This is a genomic window from Xanthomonas prunicola, assembly GCF_025266575.1.
GTDB lineage: Bacteria > Pseudomonadota > Gammaproteobacteria > Xanthomonadales > Xanthomonadaceae > Xanthomonas > Xanthomonas prunicola.
Window position 1 is genome coordinate 188,085 of record NZ_CP096142.1, and the last position, 14,795, is coordinate 202,879.

Consider the following 14,795-nt stretch of genomic DNA (forward strand, 5'->3'; position numbering starts at 1 on the left):
GCTATCGGGCTAGCAACGGTCAAAACAGTGACAGGATTCCGGCGGGCATGCTTGAGCCCGCCTGCGGCGTCAGGAAGTTCCTGACACACTGTCGGGAAAATCATGAGTCACCTCACCTGACTCCCTGATTAGAAACCCGTCGCGTTGTCCTGCAAGATGCATTCCATCGCTGCCGCGTGCAGCGCCCTTCGGAAGCGCTTCCATGAAGACGACCATTTCCGCCCAGCTCGGGCAGCAACTGCACCTCACCCCGCAGTTGCTGCAGTCGATCCGTCTGTTGCAATTGGACGGCATGCAGTTGGAACTGGAAATCCGTCGCGCCCTGGAAACCAATCCGTTGCTGGAGTTGGAAGAGCTGGCCGATAACGGGGAGACGGCCACCACCAACGACGATGGCGCCAGCGATGTCGCCGCGTTCGACGAGTTGCCGGAAAGCACGATGTGGGACGTGCAGAGCAGCAGCTGGAACGATGGCGACGACGATCGCATGCAGCGCGTTGCCGCCGGCGAGTCCACCGACCCGCATGTGCGCATCCTGCGCGAACTGGCGCTGGACCTGGACGAGGCGGCATTGGGGGCTGCTGCGTTCTGGCTGGAGCAGACCGACGACGCCGGGTATCTGACCGAAGCGCTGTCGACGCTGCAGCAGCTGGGCGCCACCCGTCTGGGTACGAGCGTGCAGGCAGTGGAAGCGATCCGCCAGCGCCTGCTGCACGGTGATCCGGCCGGTCTGGCCGCCTGCGACCTGCGCGAGTGCCTGCAGGCCCAGTTGACCGCCCTGCCCGGCCGTGTGCCGGCACGCCACCTGGCGGCGCGTATCCTCAGCGGCGACCTGGAGCTGCTGGCCGCGCACGATTACGCGGTGCTGGCGCGTGCGCACGATGCCGAGGTGGACGATGCGCGCGAAGCGGTGCGGCTGATCCTCTCGCTGCAGCCGCGTCCGGGCGACGATCTGCTGCAGGAAAGCAACGCCAGCGTGATCCCGGATGTGCTCGCTTGGCATGCCGATGGCAGCTGGCGTGTCGCTCTCAATCCGGCCACCACCCATCGCGTCAGCATCAACCCGGTGCACGAACGTGCGCTGGCTGAAGCCGGCGAGGCAGCACAGCCGTTGCGCGACATGCTGCAGGAAGCGCGCTGGCTGACCCGCGGGCTGTCGATGCGCTACGAAACCCTACTGCGCGCAACGCGCGCCATCGTCGAACGCCAGGCCGCCTTCCTGGCGCGCGGCGAAGAGGCAATGGCACCGCTGACGCTGAAGGAAATCGCCGACGAGATCGGCATGCACGAATCGACGATTTCGCGCATCACCACCGGCAAATACATCCAGACACCGCGCGGCACCTTCGAGCTCAAGCACTTCTTTGCCGTGCGGCTGGAAGGCGCCAGCGTCTCCGGCCAGGCCGTCAAGGCGATGGTGCGCCGCTTGATCGAAAGCGAGCCGGCCGGCCGGCCGTTGGCCGACGAGGCCATTGCCGGATTGTTGTCGCGGCAAGGCGTTAACATTGCGCGCCGCACCGTCGCCAAGTACCGCGAACAACTTGATATCGCCCCGGCACGCGAGCGCCGCCGCACCACTAAACCACTGCTTGCCCGGGCAGGATAAGGACTACTATGAGCAAACTCACCGTGCTGCTGGTCGACGACCACGAGGGCTTCATCAACGCTGCGATGCGTCATTTTCGCAAGGTCGAGTGGCTCGATATCGTGGGCAGTGCCGCCAATGGGCTGGAAGCGATCGAGCGCTCTGAGTCGCTGCGCCCCAATGTGGTGCTGATGGACCTGGCCATGCCCGAGATGGGCGGGCTGCAAGCCACGCGTCTGATCAAGACGCAGGACGATCCGCCGTATATTGTCATCGCGAGCCACTTCGATGATGCCGAGCATCGTGAACATGCTCTTCGCGCGGGTGCTGACAATTTTGTCAGCAAGCTGTCCTATATCCAGGAAGTAATGCCAATCCTGGAGGGCCTGACGGTAAGGAGCCAGGAATGAGTGAGTCCCGCATTCTGTTGATCGACAGTGACGCCGTGCGCGCAGAGCGCACCGTGTCGCTGCTCGAATTCATGGACTTCAATCCCCGCTGGGTCACCGACGGCGCCGACATCAATCCTGGCCGTCACCGCCACGATGAGTGGATGGCGGTGATGGTGGGCTCTGCGCAGGATGCTGCACAGGCCGACAAATTCTTCGACTGGCTGGCCGATGCCAAGCTGCCGCCGCCCGTGCTGCTGATGGAAGGCAGCCCGACCGCGTTTGCGCAAGCGCACGGCCTGCACGAAGCCAATGTGTGGGCATTGGACACCCCCCTGCGTCACGCCCAGCTGGAAGCCTTGCTGCGCCGCGCAAGCCTCAAGCGGCTGGATGCCGAGCATCAGGCCGGTGTGCAGCAGGATTCGGGTCCGACCGGCAACAGCGAGGCGGTCACCCGCCTGCGCCGGCTGATCGACCAGGTGGCTGCGTTCGACACCACCGTGCTGGTGCTGGGCGAATCCGGCACCGGCAAGGAAGTCGTGGCGCGCGCCATCCACCAGCACTCGCCGCGGCGCGACGGGCCGTTCGTGGCAATCAATTGCGGCGCGATCCCGCCGGATCTGCTGGAAAGCGAATTGTTCGGCCATGAGAAAGGCGCCTTCACCGGCGCGCTGACCACGCGCAAGGGCCGTTTCGAAATGGCCGAAGGCGGCACGCTGCTGCTGGACGAAATCGGCGACATGAGCTTACCGATGCAGGTCAAGCTGCTGCGCGTGCTGCAGGAGCGCAGCTTCGAGCGCGTCGGCGGTGGACAGACCATCCGCTGCAACGTGCGCGTGATCGCCGCCACCCACCGCAATCTGGAAACCCGTATCAGCGACGGCCAGTTCCGCGAGGACCTGTTCTATCGCCTCAACGTGTTCCCGATCGAAATGCCGGCACTGCGCGAGCGCGTGGACGATCTTGCCATGCTGGTGCAGACGATTGCGGGCCAGCTGGCGCGCACCGGTCGCGGTGAAGTGCGCTTTGCCGACGAGGCCCTGCAGGCGCTGCGCAGCTACGATTGGCCGGGCAATGTGCGCGAGCTGACCAACCTGGTGGAGCGCCTGGCGGTGCTGCACCCCGGTGGGCTGGTGCGGGTGCAGGATCTGCCGGCGCGTTATCGCGGCGATTTTGCCTCGGCCATTCCGGTCGAGCTGCCGCCCGAGCCGGAGTTGGTGGCCGCACCGGTCGAGGTCAGCGCCCTGCCGAGCAATGTAGTGACGCTGCAACCGAAGACTGCCGATGCCGAACCGGCCGCGACGTCCAGCTTGCCGGACGACGGCATCGATTTGCGCGGGCATATGGCCAACATCGAGCTGGCGTTGATCAACGAGGCACTGGAACGCACGCAGGGCGTGGTGGCGCATGCCGCTCAGCTGCTGGGCCTGCGCCGCACCACACTGGTGGAAAAGCTGCGCAAGTACGGCATCGACCGCGAGCAGACCGAGCTGGCCAACTGAGCGGATACACGCGCAGTTTCCGCTCGCTGGCATAGCGCTTGCTTCAGCAGGATTACTCCGTTCGCAGCTGCCGGCTGCGAACGGAATCCCGACCTTCATCAGCACCTGCCGAGGCATTGATGCCCATCCCCGTCACCAGTCCGCTGCTGCCGCCGCTGGAAGAATTCCTGCCCTATCTGGAGCGGATCTGGACCAGCCGCATCGTCAGCAACGGTGGCGAGATGCATCACGCGCTCGAACGCGCGCTGTGCGACTACCTGGGCGTGCCGCATCTGGCATTGCTGACCAACGGCACCACCGCCTTGATCACCGCGTTGCAGGCGTTGCGTATCACTGGCGAAGTGATCACCACGCCCTACTCGTTCGTCGCCACCGCGCATTCGCTGCTGTGGAAAAGCATCACACCGGTGTTCGTGGACATCGACCCGGTGACGCTCAACATGGACCCGTCCAAGATCGAGGCGGCCATCACTCCGCAGACCACCGCGATCATGCCGGTGCATTGCTACGGCACCGCCTGCGATACGACAGCCATCACACGCATCGCCGACATCTATAACCTCAAGGTGATCTACGACGCCGCACATGCCTTCGGCGTGCGCGATGACGGCGGCTCGATCCTGCGCCATGGCGACCTGAGCGTGTTGAGCTTTCATGCGACCAAGGTCTTCAACACCTTCGAAGGCGGCGCGATTGTGTGTCCCGACGAAAAAACCTACCAGCGCATCGGGCATCTGAAGAACTTCGGCTTTGTCGATGAAACCACCGTGGTAGCGCCCGGCATCAACGGTAAAATGAATGAGATCAGCGCAGCGTTCGGCCTGCTGCAGTTGCAGCACATCGACAACGCCATCGCGCAGCGTAGTGCCATCGATGGGCAGTATCGGCAACGCTTGAGCGATGTGCGTGGCATCCGCTGTGTGGCGCGGCCCGCGCATTCCAGCCCCAATTACGCGTATTTTCCGGTGTTGGTGCAGGACGACTATCCACTGTCGCGCGATGCGCTGTACCAATTGATGCGCGAGCACGGCATTCTGGTGCGGCGCTATTTCTATCCGTTGATCAGCGACTTCCCGATGTATCGCGCCCTGCCCTCCTCAGCGCCGGCATGGTTGCCGGTGGCGCGCTCGGTGGCCGCCCAAGTATTGTGCCTGCCGATCTTTCCCGGCTTGAGCAGCGAACAGGTCGATACCATTGCCGACCTGATCGCCGGCGCACAGGCAACATGATCGCACCACGCTGCACCTGCATTTCAGACTCCCATCTCTTCAACCGGCAACCAGGCGAGCGCGCATGACCCAGGCAACATTTATCGAGAACTTCCTCTCCGCCACCGACTTCCAGGAGCCGGTGGAGGTCACGCTGGACACTGTGCTGCTGGAATTGCCGGAGTGGGATTCGCTGGCTGCGCTGGGCGTGATCGTGTTGTTCGACATGGAGTACGGCAAGACCATTACCGGCGAAGATCTCACCGCCGCAACCACCGTGGGCGATCTCTACAAATTGACCGAGGCGTAAACATGCCGACCTCCACGCTGCACAACGTCCGCTTTGCCGGCATGGCGACCTGCGTGCCGAAGCGGGTGGTGTCCAACCTCACCGACTGCCGGCCGCAGATCCGCTCCGAGCGCGAGCGCCTGGTGCGCAACATCGGCATCGAGACGCGCCGCATGGCGTCGGAGTGGCAATGCTTTTCGGACCTGGCCTTCGATGCGACCGAAGCGCTGCTCGAGAAGCTGCAGTGGAAGCGCGAGGAGATCGATGCATTGATCGTGGTGACCCAATCGCCGGATTACCCGATCCCGGCCACCGCCATCATCCTGCAGGACCGGCTGGGCCTGTCGCATGCCACGGTGGCCTTCGACGTCAACCTGGGCTGCTCGGCCTACCCGTTCGGCATCAACCTGCTCGGCTCGATGATCGCCGCCGGCGGCGTCAAGAAGGGCCTGCTGCTGGTCGGCGACCGCAGTGCCAATCTGGAAGATCCGATCTTCTCCGATTCCGGCACCGCCACCGCGCTGGAGTTCAGCGCCGACGCGCCGCCGATGTACTTCGACCTCAACAGCGATGGCAGCGGCTACAGGGCGATCATCCTGCCAGTCGGTGGCCAACGCGAACCGGTTGCCATGCAGCACCTGATTCCGTTCCGCGAAGAACCCGATGGCCAGTGGCGGCGTGCAACTGACCTGATCCTGGACGGCGTGGCGGTATTGAGTTTTTCCACTCAGCGCATTCCGCCGGCGGTACAAAAGCTGCTCGACTACAGCGGTGTGTCCAAGGATGAGATCGATTACTTCGTATTCCACCAAGCCAATCGCATGATCAACGAGACCATCCGCAAGAAGCTCGGCCTACCTGTAGAAAAGGTACCTTCGACGCTACGCGACTTCGGCAACACCAGCGGCGCCTCGCTGCCGGTGACCATGACCGCGCGCATCAACAAGGAGCTGGAAGCCGGGCCCAAGCGTGTGTTGCTGTGCGGGTTCGGCATCGGCTTGTCGTGGGGCACCTGTCTGCTCGACATCGAAGGGGCCGTCTTCCCGGATCTGATCGAGTCGTGAGTATTGCCCCCGACCCTTTCTCGCTTGCCGGCAAACGCATCCTCGTCACCGGCGCCTCCTCGGGTATTGGACGCCAGATCGCCATTTCCTGCGCCGAGCTCGGTGCCCAGGTGGCAATCAGCGGACGCGACCGCACGCGACTGGCCTCCACCTTGGATGCGTTGGCAGGCGAAGGACACGTGGCGATCGCGGCGGACCTTGACCGGCAGGAGGACATCGATCGCCTGGTCGCCGACGTCGGCGTATTGGACGGGATGGCTCATGCGGCCGGCATCTCTCGGCTGGTTCCACTGCGTCTGGTCAATCGGGCGCATTTGGACGACATCTTCTCCAGCAATACATTCGCACCGATGCTGCTGACCCGGGGACTGCTGGCGAAGAAACGCATCGCCGCAAACGGCTCGCTGGTGTTCGTCGCTTCGGTCGCCTCGCACATCGGGCCGATGGCGAGCAGCGCATATGCGGCAAGCAAAAGCGCGCTGCTCGGCATGGTGAGATCGCTGGCGCAGGAAGTTGCCAAGAACGGCATCCGCGCTAACTGTATTGCCCCAGGTTACGTGCGCACGCCGCTGCTAGATGGCCTGCAAGGCAGCGGCGGCAATATGGAAGGGCTGTTCGAACTGACACCGCTCGGCATGGGCGAGCCGGAGGACGTCGCCTACGCCGCTGCTTTCCTGCTTGCCGATGCGAGTCGCTGGATCACGCGCAACTATTTCGTCGTGGATGGCGGCCTCACCGTGCCGATGGACATCTACGCATGAACACACTGGCACACACTGCGTTTTCGCTCAACGGAAAGACGATCCTGGTGACGGGAGCGTCGTCGGGGCTGGGCCAGCAAATCGCGATCGCCTGCGCGCAGCGCGGCGCCCGTATTGTTCTCGCTGGCCGCGACAAAGAGCGTCTCGCGCAGACCCAGGCGCAGCTGCAGGGCACGGGCCACGTTGGCGTGATCGGCGACCTAACCAGCGCCGCCGATCGAGAAGCACTGGCCGCTGCAGCGGGTGCGACGGTTCATGGTCTGGTGCACTGCGCTGGCATGCAGAAGCATTGCCCGATCCGACAGCTGACCGAGGCGGCGATGACCGAGATGTACACGGTCAATTTTCTCGCTCCGGTGATGCTGACGCAGCGCCTGCTGCAGGCCAATGCCATCGCCCCGCAGGGCTCGATCGTGTTCATGCTATCCACTGCCGCGCACCTCGGCACCCGAGGCGTAGGGCCGTATTCGGCGATGAAAGCGGGCCTCATCGGCATCATCAAATGCCTTGCGCTCGAACAGGCCAAGCGCAGGATTCGGGTCAACGGCATTTCTCCGTCCGCTGTCGCCACGCCGATGTGGGGCGAAGACCAACTCGAAGCGCAGAAGGCAAGACATCCTTTGGGCCTGGGCAAGCCGCAGGATGTGGCCAACGCCGCAATCTACCTGCTAGCCGATGCCAGCCGCTGGGTCACTGGGACCAGCCTAGTAATGGACGGCGGCTCGATCCTATGACCCACCCAGTTTTGATTGTTGGCGCCGGCGGATGGGGGCGCGAGGTCCTAGCGCAGATGCAGGGCGATCCCGCATGCGGAACGACGTGGCGTCCGGTGGGATTTCTCGACACGCGCCCGCAGATACTGGACGGTCTTGGCTGCGACCTGACCATCGTCGGCAGCCCGCTCGCGTATCAGCCGCAGGATGAAGAACGCTTCGTCTGCGCGATCGGCGATCCGCATGCGCGCCAGCGTTATGCGCAGCCATTGCTGGAACAAGGCGCGCAGTTCATCCCCATCCTCACCGGCGCGTTTCTGAGCCCGCGCGTGCACATCGGCCAGGGCTGCTTCCTATGCCACCGCGTACAGCTCAGCCCCAATGTGTGGCTGGACGACTTCGTCAACGTGCAGGCAAACACCATGCTCGGGCACGATGTCCATGTCGGCGACTATGCGCAGATCGGGGCTATGACCTTCGTCGGCGGCGGCGCGCGAATCGGTAAGCACGCGATCGTGCACCCACACGCCACCATTCTGCCCGGCATCCACATCGGCGACAGCGCAGTGGTCGGCGCCGGTTCGGTGGTGGTGAAGGACGTGCCGGCCGGAGCCAGCGTATTCGGCAACCCTGCCCGAGTCATTTACCAAAAGGATTCCTGAGGAAGCCCGCCGATGCGATCGCGAATGCACCCCAGCTACTACCTGTCCACGGACATCTTCGCCCGTGAGCAGCGCAAGATCTTCCGAAAGGCGTGGCTGTTTGCCGGCCTGAAGACGCTGTTGCCCGAGAACAACTGCTTCATCACCCGCAGGTTCGCCGGAATTCCGGTGCTGATCCAGAACTTCCAGGGCCGCCTGCGCGCGTTCGAGAACGTCTGCCTGCACCGCAGCGCGCTGCTGCAAACCACTGCGGTGGGAAAACGCCCGCTGGTCTGCCCGTACCACGCATGGAAGTACGACGCCGACGGTCAGGTCGAGAACATTCCCGAATGCAATGCTCTTTATGGCTTCGGCGAGCAGGAAAGACGCGGCCTGAAATTACGGGAGTTCGCCTTGCGTGAGGTGGGAAACCTGCTGTTCGTCAACCTCGATCCCGACCCGATGCCGATCGAGGAGCAGTTTTCGGCAGACTTCATCGCCTTGCTGGAAAGTAGTTCCAATGCCTATGACACTGAGGTCATGGTGACCACCTGGCGTGGCCGCTACAACTGGAAACTCGCTTACGAAAATCTTCGGGATGCCAATCACCCGCGCTTCGTCCACCCCAAGACCCTGGCCAAGAGCGTCAGCTTCGTTCCCCAGGTAAACGAGGAACAAGCCAAGGAGTCGATGGAAGCTTTGCAAGACAGCTCGCCCGCTGCCTTGAGGCGCGAGATGCGCCGTTTTAGTTTCGGTGGCCCGGAAGCGCCCATCCACAACCTCAAGCACTTTGGCTGGCACGATAAAGTGGAGCGCTGGAGCACGCAGGATGCCTACTTCAACTGGTTGGCCTTCCCGAACATGCATATCGCCAGTTCCAACGGCGGCTATTCCTTCACATTGGAACACCACATCCCCGTCGCACCGGACCGGACCGACCTGGAAATCTATTGGTTCAGCGCCCGCAAGAAACAGCCTTACGGCTCTTCCAGCCAAGTGCTACTGGCACAGATGCACGGCAGCAAGGTGGTGGTGGGCGAAGACGTGGACATCATGGAGCGGGTGCAGGCGGCATTGCACACAGACGCGCCTCTGCCCACCCAGGGAGCCTATGAATCCATGAATCGCTTGGTCGAGCGCTGGTACACGATGCTGATGGAGACCGAACATGAAATCTAGGTGGATCATCGGCCGTAGCGACTACCTCGACCTGGCCTTCCACGCCTGGAAGCAGGCGCGTCAGGACGAGACGGTCATCATGATCGACGTGCCACAAGATGCGGAACACGAATTCGATCTTGGCGTGCTGGATGGACTGAATCCGACCGACGGGGCCATGTTCGTGGCTGTCGACGAACGCTTCGGCAACTTCAAGCGCGTAGAACTGATGCAGGCAGCGATGGAACGAGGCTTCAAGCTGGAGCCCTTTATCCACTCCAGCGCGGCCATCGGCTCCGACACGGCCATTGGGCTCAACGCATTCGTGGGTGCCAATGCTGTCGTCGAGCACGGGTGCAGGATCGACTACAACACCGTCATCCATGCCGGCGCACACCTGGGACCAGCATGCCGCGTCAAATCGTCATGCTGGATAGAGAATGGTGTGCAAATCGGCGCGGGCGTCGAGATCGGCGGCAATAGCATCCTGCGGACCGGTGCCATCGTGCGCGGGGGCATCAAGATAGGACGAAGCTGCGAACTTGGTTGGCAGCGTGTCTATAGCGAGGACGTACCTGCCAAAACCTATTTCGACGCCCGCTACGACACCCCCATTCATACCTATGGAACATGACGTTCATGAATTCAAGAAATGAGCAGCTTCGCCAACGAATTCTACGTATTGCGGAGCAGGAGCGCCCTGCACTCGAGGATGTCATTGCGCGCCTACCCGCGATTGCCAACCGCCCTGTATTTCTCGTCGCTCCCGAGTCCCATGTAGGCATGGTGCACGGTCCCCGGGTCGTTGCCGACCTGCACCATGTTGTTGCCGCCATTGATGACCAAAGCGTCCATCTGGACCACATACACGGCGCGCGGCGCTGGAGCAGCCAGGAATTTCTTGCCAAGGCGGGGCAGTATGCCGATGCAATCGCTATCGATTTCTCTTGCAGCCCGCGCGGACGGGCGTTTGCAACTGACCTGTGCGCCAGCGCGGGCATCGAGCAACTGAGCGTTGCGCCTTCCGTGGCCCCGCCGATCCCACGTTTCGAGCAGCGCCCCCTTTTTCTGATTCAACCGCGCTCGGGCCTTGGCAACATTTATGGCCCACAGATCGTCCAGCGCGCCAGCCATGTCATTGCCGCCATTGATGACGAGCCACGGGACCGCGATACCGTTCATGGGGTGCCGCGTTGGAGTTCGCGCCGGTTCATCGAGCAAGCGGCCCAGCATTCTCAAGCATTGGCCATCGATTTTTCTTACAGCCCCGGAGAATCGGGTTTGGCACGCAAGCTCTGCGAGCAAGCAGGCATTGAAAGGGTAGATGCCTGCCTAGCCGTTGCGCACTGCGGGCTGCCCGCCGTATACGAGCCTGCCCAGGTATACCGTCAGCGGACGCTTCTGCGCCTGGACGAGTTTCTGCGTCTTGCGGATCGACTGGACGACGATTTAAGCGTTTTTACGCTCTACAGCAATCTGTTGTTCCGCCTGACCTACGATTCCAGCCTCCTGCTGGACTGCTGGGCGACGCCGATCAACGAGTACTTTTCAGAATACGCCGATAGCAGCACATTCCAGCTGGGCAAGCGTGAACACTTTTGCGATGGCGGTGCCTTCCAGGGCCCCATCGTCCAAAAATTTCTGGAAGCATCCCGCTATCGCTACGAAAGCATCACCGCCTTCGAACCCGACAACATCAACTTCCAGAAATTGGAGGGCATTGCGAGCGCCATTCCCCTTCCCCCGCACAATTTCAGGGCCATCAAAAAAGCCATCTCCAACGAACAGACGACGCTGCGCTTCGAGGAGACCGGCACCGTTTCCAGCCATGTATCGCCAAATGGCGGAATCTCCGTGGCGACTACACGCCTGGACGACGAATTGGAAAAGCTCACGCTACTGAAGTTGGACATCGAAGGATTTGAAGCCAAGGCGCTTGAAGGGGCATCTCAGCTCATCCGGACCCAGCGCCCCCGCATGGCTATTTGTGTCTACCACTACGCCCAGGATTTGCTGGATATCGTGGAACAACTGGACAAATTGGTGGAGGGCTATCACTTCCGTCTACGCCAGCACTCACCCGGCCACTACTACGACCTCGTTTTGTATGCATCGCCGGTCGCTGGTGCCGCACCGCCGCCCTGGGCGGAGTAAGCCCAGGAAACTTCACGACTTGGAGAAATAGAGCGATGAGTGAAGCCCGCAAAATTTTTCTTTCTACTTCCCGTCCAATCTTCCTGCAGACACGCGGCGCCAGGGACTGGTGAACACGGTCAAGGCCCGCCGGTGGATCGAACGCGATGACAAGCAGTTGAAGCAGGAGTTCGGCCTGGACCACGACGACGGGCGTGGTTGGCGGGGCTTCCACCATCACGCCACGCTCTGTATCGCGGCCTATGGGTTCCCGGTGGCCGGACGTTTGCGCGGGACGCATCAAAAAACTTGTCCCGATGCGCACGACCTGCCTTACCCGAAAATGAGCGCATATGCGACGCACCCGTCAGGCGCCCAGCGCCCTTTCGCCGACTCGATCGCGACATGGCGCTGGATGATCGCCATCGCAATCGGCGCAGAACTGCTCGACGAAAAACAACCGCATTTCCGAATTCGATGACACAGCAAGACGAGCAAAGCACACAAGGAAGCCCTGTCATGGCGTTAGCAATCGGCTCGATCGAGCGAGCCACCATCAAATATCCAGGACTGAATCCGCGCAACACTAAGTTGATCGGCTGGGGTGCGGGACAGTTTTTTCGCGACTTCTATCCAGCCATCGCTCAGCAGTTGAACTTGCAGTACACCATCTGCCCACGGCCGGAGAATCAGGGCATGACTGTCCATGGCCTGCCGGTCAGATCACCTTCGGCGCTGGAGGACGAATCAGTCGATGATGTGCTGATCGTTATCTTCTCCAATCACGCAGCAGAGGTGATGAACCAGATTGCAAGGGCACATGGCCGTTTCCGCACGGTGCGTGCCGTCGAATACGACCAGGGCAGCATTGCACTGCTGCAGGAATTGCAGGATTTCTCGCGTTTGTTGCCCGAGCTGCAACTGTCGCGCCAACTGACCAAGGCGGATACCGGCATCTTCGTGCAGGGGCTCGCGTTCGACTTTACGCCCTTGGTGCTGGCCTGGAATCGCCTGCGTTTCCCTTGGGCGTACCAGTGCATGGTGACCTGGGACCACCAACCAAGTGCGCTGCTGGACCGCTGCAGACCCTGGCTGGATAAGCTGATTTTGGTGCCTCAACCGGACAACCTGGGTCTGCATTACCGTAATGCGGTGCTGCGCTCCGCACGCCTGGGCGTTGAGCATCTGGCTGAGCAAGGTATCAAGTTTGCGGTGCGTTGCCGTAGCGACAACGTGCTGAACGGCTCAATCCATGACGCCATCAATACCTATTTCAGAGGCAAACGCAATCAGGGAAAAATCGCAATTTCTTTGGGAGGAGGGTTTCGAAACATCCCGTTTCTTTTCACCGAGAAAGCCATGCTTGGCAGAACGCAAGACATGCTGGCTTTGTGGTCGATGCCAGAGGATCCGCGATCGGCAAATTATGCAGACGACGAATTGTCTCCAATGAACGAACTTGCACCCAATCGGCATTTTCAACAGATAAGCCAATACGCTTTCGAATCGTCGTTGTGGAAGGACTACGCACGCCGGCTTGGCTTCCCGGCCAAGACACTGGTCGATAGCTATCGCTTTGCACAGTCCCGTCTGCTGGCACTGGAGCCGCATATGAGCTGGACATCCTTGAAGCTTGTGTCGTTGTTCAATGTGGCTCGCGACAACAGCTATGGTTTCTCGTTGGACTTGTGGAACCGGCTGTTCACCGACAGCGATGCGGTGCTGGAGGCTGCCGAGGCAGTCAGCCGGCTGGAGCTCAACTCCACCGATTTTTGGCAAGGCAGAGTCGGCTGAGCCGCCCTAGCGACTCAACGCCATCGGTTGCCAGGAGGCTTCTATGACTTACGCCATCATCATCCCCGCGCGACGCGACTCCTCGCGTCTGCCCGGAAAACCGCTGATCCAATTGGGCGGTGTGCCCATGATCGTGCGTACCTATCAGCAATGCGTCAAGGCCGCGCCGGCCGAGCAGATTCTGGTCGCCACCGACTGCGATGTGATTCAACGTACCTGCGAGCAAGCCGGCATCCGCACATTGATGACCTCCAGCGACTGCCTGACCGGCACCGATCGTGTTGCGGAGGTCGCACAGCAACTCGATGTGGACACCTACATCAACGTGCAAGGCGATGACCCGCTATTCAATCCGCAGGACCTGCGCTTGCTGATCGACGCTGCAGTGGCGGCGCCGAATGACCTCATCAATGGTTACTGCCCGGTGGCCAACATCGGCGAGTTCCGTAATCCAAGCGTGCCCAAGGTGGTCGTACGCCCCGACGGACGCCTGCTGTACATGTCGCGCGCATCAATCCCTGTCACCAAGCAAGGCGAGTTCCGGCGTGCATGGCGTCAGGTGTGTGCGTACGCATTTCCCAAGCGGGCATTGCAGGCATTCGCGTCGGTGACGTCCAAGACCGCGCTTGAAGATATCGAAGATATCGAGATCCTGCGGTTTCTGGAATTGGGGTTCGAGGTGCGGATGGTGCAAATGAGCAATCAATCGATCGCGGTGGATACGCCTGCAGATGTAGTGCGTGTTGAGGCAGCATTGCGTGCGAGGCAGTTCGCCGAGTCCACTGCACCATGACGCCGGACAACGCTCCCCCCATGCACTCGCCGATCTGCGGCACCTCCGATCTGAGAAATGAAGAACATGCCCAGGCGTATTCGCCACGCAAATTTTTCGACCAGTTGCTGACCACGCAGATGCCAGTCATTCTGGACGTAGGAGCGCACCGTGGCGAGTCGATCCACTACTTCACTTCCATCTATCCGGATTGCCAACTGTATTCATTCGAGCCGGACCCGCTGAACTTCGCAGAATTGCAAAAGGTGGCTGCGCAATTTGGTAGCACCGCCGTCTGCGTGGCGCTGGGAGAAAAGGAAGAGGTCAGCCACTACTACCGGCAGGACATCTCGCACCTGGGTGGATTGCTGCCAATCGATCCGGCTTCAAACGACTCTCTGGGCTATGCGCGAAAGGCATCCAATGAGGCCATCGCAGTCAACAAGACCACGCTCGACCGCGCTTGCGCTGGGCTGGGAATCACATACGTGAATATCCTGAAGATCGATGTACAGGGATTCGAGCGCCATGTGCTGGAGGGCGCCGCGAAGATCCTGCAAGACACCGACTGTGCGGTGATCGAGATCGGGCTGTACGACTTCTACGGCAAGACCAGCAGTTTCGTGGACGTGGTCAACTTGATGCAGGCATCCGGGTTTTCGCTGTGGGACATCGCGAAGGTCTCGAAGAACCCCAAGAGCCTGCGTACCGATTGGATCGAGGTGGTGTACCGCAAGGATCTTTCTCTACAGCCTTCGCCGGCACAGCTTTGATGGCAGTGCCTGG

Annotated in this window: 15 protein-coding genes and 1 pseudogene; all 16 read left to right on the forward strand. The window is 61.4% G+C overall.

The genetic code is table 11. From position 1 onward, the window contains the following. The first annotated feature begins 202 nt into the window (after positions 1-202). The 16 genes and pseudogenes from rpoN (at position 203) to M0D43_RS00625 (ending at position 14,782) form a co-directional block, all read left to right on the forward strand. Positions 203-1,606, forward strand: coding sequence for an RNA polymerase factor sigma-54 (rpoN, locus tag M0D43_RS00550; RefSeq protein ID WP_252163125.1), 1,404 nt, complete (start codon positions 203-205; stop codon positions 1,604-1,606). Between the two features lie 8 nt (positions 1,607-1,614). Further along, positions 1,615-1,995 carry a response regulator gene (locus tag M0D43_RS00555; RefSeq protein WP_104582687.1) on the forward strand — a complete coding sequence of 127 codons (381 nt, stop codon included), beginning with the start codon at positions 1,615-1,617 and terminating at the stop codon, positions 1,993-1,995. After that, a complete protein-coding gene (locus M0D43_RS00560; RefSeq protein WP_252163126.1) occupies positions 1,992-3,476 on the forward strand; it encodes a sigma-54 dependent transcriptional regulator in 1,485 nt (494 codons plus the stop codon). The genes M0D43_RS00555 and M0D43_RS00560 overlap by 4 nt, the downstream gene beginning before the upstream one ends. 119 nt (positions 3,477-3,595) lie before the next feature. Then, entirely contained in the window at positions 3,596-4,705 is a 1,110-nt protein-coding gene (locus M0D43_RS00565; protein ID WP_252163127.1) for a DegT/DnrJ/EryC1/StrS family aminotransferase, read from the forward strand. 64 nt (positions 4,706-4,769) lie between these two features. Then, positions 4,770-4,994, forward strand: a complete 225-nt coding sequence (locus M0D43_RS00570) for an acyl carrier protein (protein WP_252163128.1) — start codon at positions 4,770-4,772, stop codon at positions 4,992-4,994. Between the two features lie 2 nt (positions 4,995-4,996). Further along, positions 4,997-6,037 (forward strand): ketoacyl-ACP synthase III, encoded by a 1,041-nt coding sequence (locus M0D43_RS00575; RefSeq protein ID WP_252163129.1) that lies wholly within the window; start codon positions 4,997-4,999, stop codon positions 6,035-6,037. Continuing rightward, positions 6,034-6,798 carry an SDR family NAD(P)-dependent oxidoreductase gene (locus M0D43_RS00580; RefSeq protein ID WP_252165161.1) on the forward strand — a complete coding sequence of 255 codons (765 nt, stop codon included), beginning with the start codon at positions 6,034-6,036 and terminating at the stop codon, positions 6,796-6,798. Before M0D43_RS00575 ends, M0D43_RS00580 begins: the two co-directional genes overlap by 4 nt. Further along, positions 6,795-7,532 carry an SDR family NAD(P)-dependent oxidoreductase gene (locus M0D43_RS00585; RefSeq protein ID WP_252163130.1) on the forward strand — a complete coding sequence of 246 codons (738 nt, stop codon included), beginning with the start codon at positions 6,795-6,797 and terminating at the stop codon, positions 7,530-7,532. The genes M0D43_RS00580 and M0D43_RS00585 overlap by 4 nt, the downstream gene beginning before the upstream one ends. Next, positions 7,529-8,173, forward strand: a complete 645-nt coding sequence (locus M0D43_RS00590; protein WP_101364116.1) for a NeuD/PglB/VioB family sugar acetyltransferase — start codon at positions 7,529-7,531, stop codon at positions 8,171-8,173. Before M0D43_RS00585 ends, M0D43_RS00590 begins: the two co-directional genes overlap by 4 nt. Before the next feature lie 12 nt (positions 8,174-8,185). After that, the gene (locus M0D43_RS00595) at positions 8,186-9,331 is read left to right on the forward strand and encodes an aromatic ring-hydroxylating oxygenase subunit alpha (protein ID WP_252163131.1); all 1,146 of its coding nucleotides are present in this window, start codon (positions 8,186-8,188) and stop codon (positions 9,329-9,331) included. Beyond that, the gene (locus M0D43_RS00600) at positions 9,321-9,944 is read left to right on the forward strand and encodes an LbetaH domain-containing protein (protein WP_252163132.1); all 624 of its coding nucleotides are present in this window, start codon (positions 9,321-9,323) and stop codon (positions 9,942-9,944) included. Before M0D43_RS00595 ends, M0D43_RS00600 begins: the two co-directional genes overlap by 11 nt. Further along, positions 9,941-11,464 carry an FkbM family methyltransferase gene (locus M0D43_RS00605; protein WP_252163133.1) on the forward strand — a complete coding sequence of 508 codons (1,524 nt, stop codon included), beginning with the start codon at positions 9,941-9,943 and terminating at the stop codon, positions 11,462-11,464. The genes M0D43_RS00600 and M0D43_RS00605 overlap by 4 nt, the downstream gene beginning before the upstream one ends. A gap of 64 nt (positions 11,465-11,528) precedes the next feature. Beyond that, positions 11,529-11,732, forward strand: a pseudogene (locus M0D43_RS22095) (IS701 family transposase); the annotation flags it as partial. A gap of 230 nt (positions 11,733-11,962) precedes the next feature. Then, on the forward strand, positions 11,963-13,237 hold the full coding sequence (locus tag M0D43_RS00615; protein WP_252163134.1) for a WavE lipopolysaccharide synthesis family protein: 1,275 nt from the start codon (positions 11,963-11,965) through the stop codon (positions 13,235-13,237). A 43-nt stretch (positions 13,238-13,280) separates the two neighbouring features. Beyond that, entirely contained in the window at positions 13,281-14,030 is a 750-nt protein-coding gene (locus tag M0D43_RS00620; protein ID WP_252163135.1) for a 3-deoxy-manno-octulosonate cytidylyltransferase, read from the forward strand. Between the two features lie 20 nt (positions 14,031-14,050). Next, a complete protein-coding gene (locus M0D43_RS00625; protein WP_252163136.1) occupies positions 14,051-14,782 on the forward strand; it encodes an FkbM family methyltransferase in 732 nt (243 codons plus the stop codon). Positions 14,783-14,795 lie beyond the last annotated feature (13 nt).

Coding starts and splice junctions, on each gene's coding strand:
- rpoN (WP_252163125.1), top strand. CDS start 203: ATGAAGACGACCATTTCCGCCCAGCTCGGGCAGCAACTGCACCTCACC.
- M0D43_RS00555 (WP_104582687.1), top strand. CDS start 1,615: ATGAGCAAACTCACCGTGCTGCTGGTCGACGACCACGAGGGCTTCATC.
- M0D43_RS00560 (WP_252163126.1), top strand. CDS start 1,992: ATGAGTGAGTCCCGCATTCTGTTGATCGACAGTGACGCCGTGCGCGCA.
- M0D43_RS00565 (WP_252163127.1), top strand. CDS start 3,596: ATGCCCATCCCCGTCACCAGTCCGCTGCTGCCGCCGCTGGAAGAATTC.
- M0D43_RS00570 (WP_252163128.1), top strand. CDS start 4,770: ATGACCCAGGCAACATTTATCGAGAACTTCCTCTCCGCCACCGACTTC.
- M0D43_RS00575 (WP_252163129.1), top strand. CDS start 4,997: ATGCCGACCTCCACGCTGCACAACGTCCGCTTTGCCGGCATGGCGACC.
- M0D43_RS00585 (WP_252163130.1), top strand. CDS start 6,795: ATGAACACACTGGCACACACTGCGTTTTCGCTCAACGGAAAGACGATC.
- M0D43_RS00590 (WP_101364116.1), top strand. CDS start 7,529: ATGACCCACCCAGTTTTGATTGTTGGCGCCGGCGGATGGGGGCGCGAG.
- M0D43_RS00595 (WP_252163131.1), top strand. CDS start 8,186: ATGCGATCGCGAATGCACCCCAGCTACTACCTGTCCACGGACATCTTC.
- M0D43_RS00600 (WP_252163132.1), top strand. CDS start 9,321: ATGAAATCTAGGTGGATCATCGGCCGTAGCGACTACCTCGACCTGGCC.
- M0D43_RS00605 (WP_252163133.1), top strand. CDS start 9,941: ATGACGTTCATGAATTCAAGAAATGAGCAGCTTCGCCAACGAATTCTA.
- M0D43_RS00615 (WP_252163134.1), top strand. CDS start 11,963: ATGGCGTTAGCAATCGGCTCGATCGAGCGAGCCACCATCAAATATCCA.
- M0D43_RS00620 (WP_252163135.1), top strand. CDS start 13,281: ATGACTTACGCCATCATCATCCCCGCGCGACGCGACTCCTCGCGTCTG.
- M0D43_RS00625 (WP_252163136.1), top strand. CDS start 14,051: ATGCACTCGCCGATCTGCGGCACCTCCGATCTGAGAAATGAAGAACAT.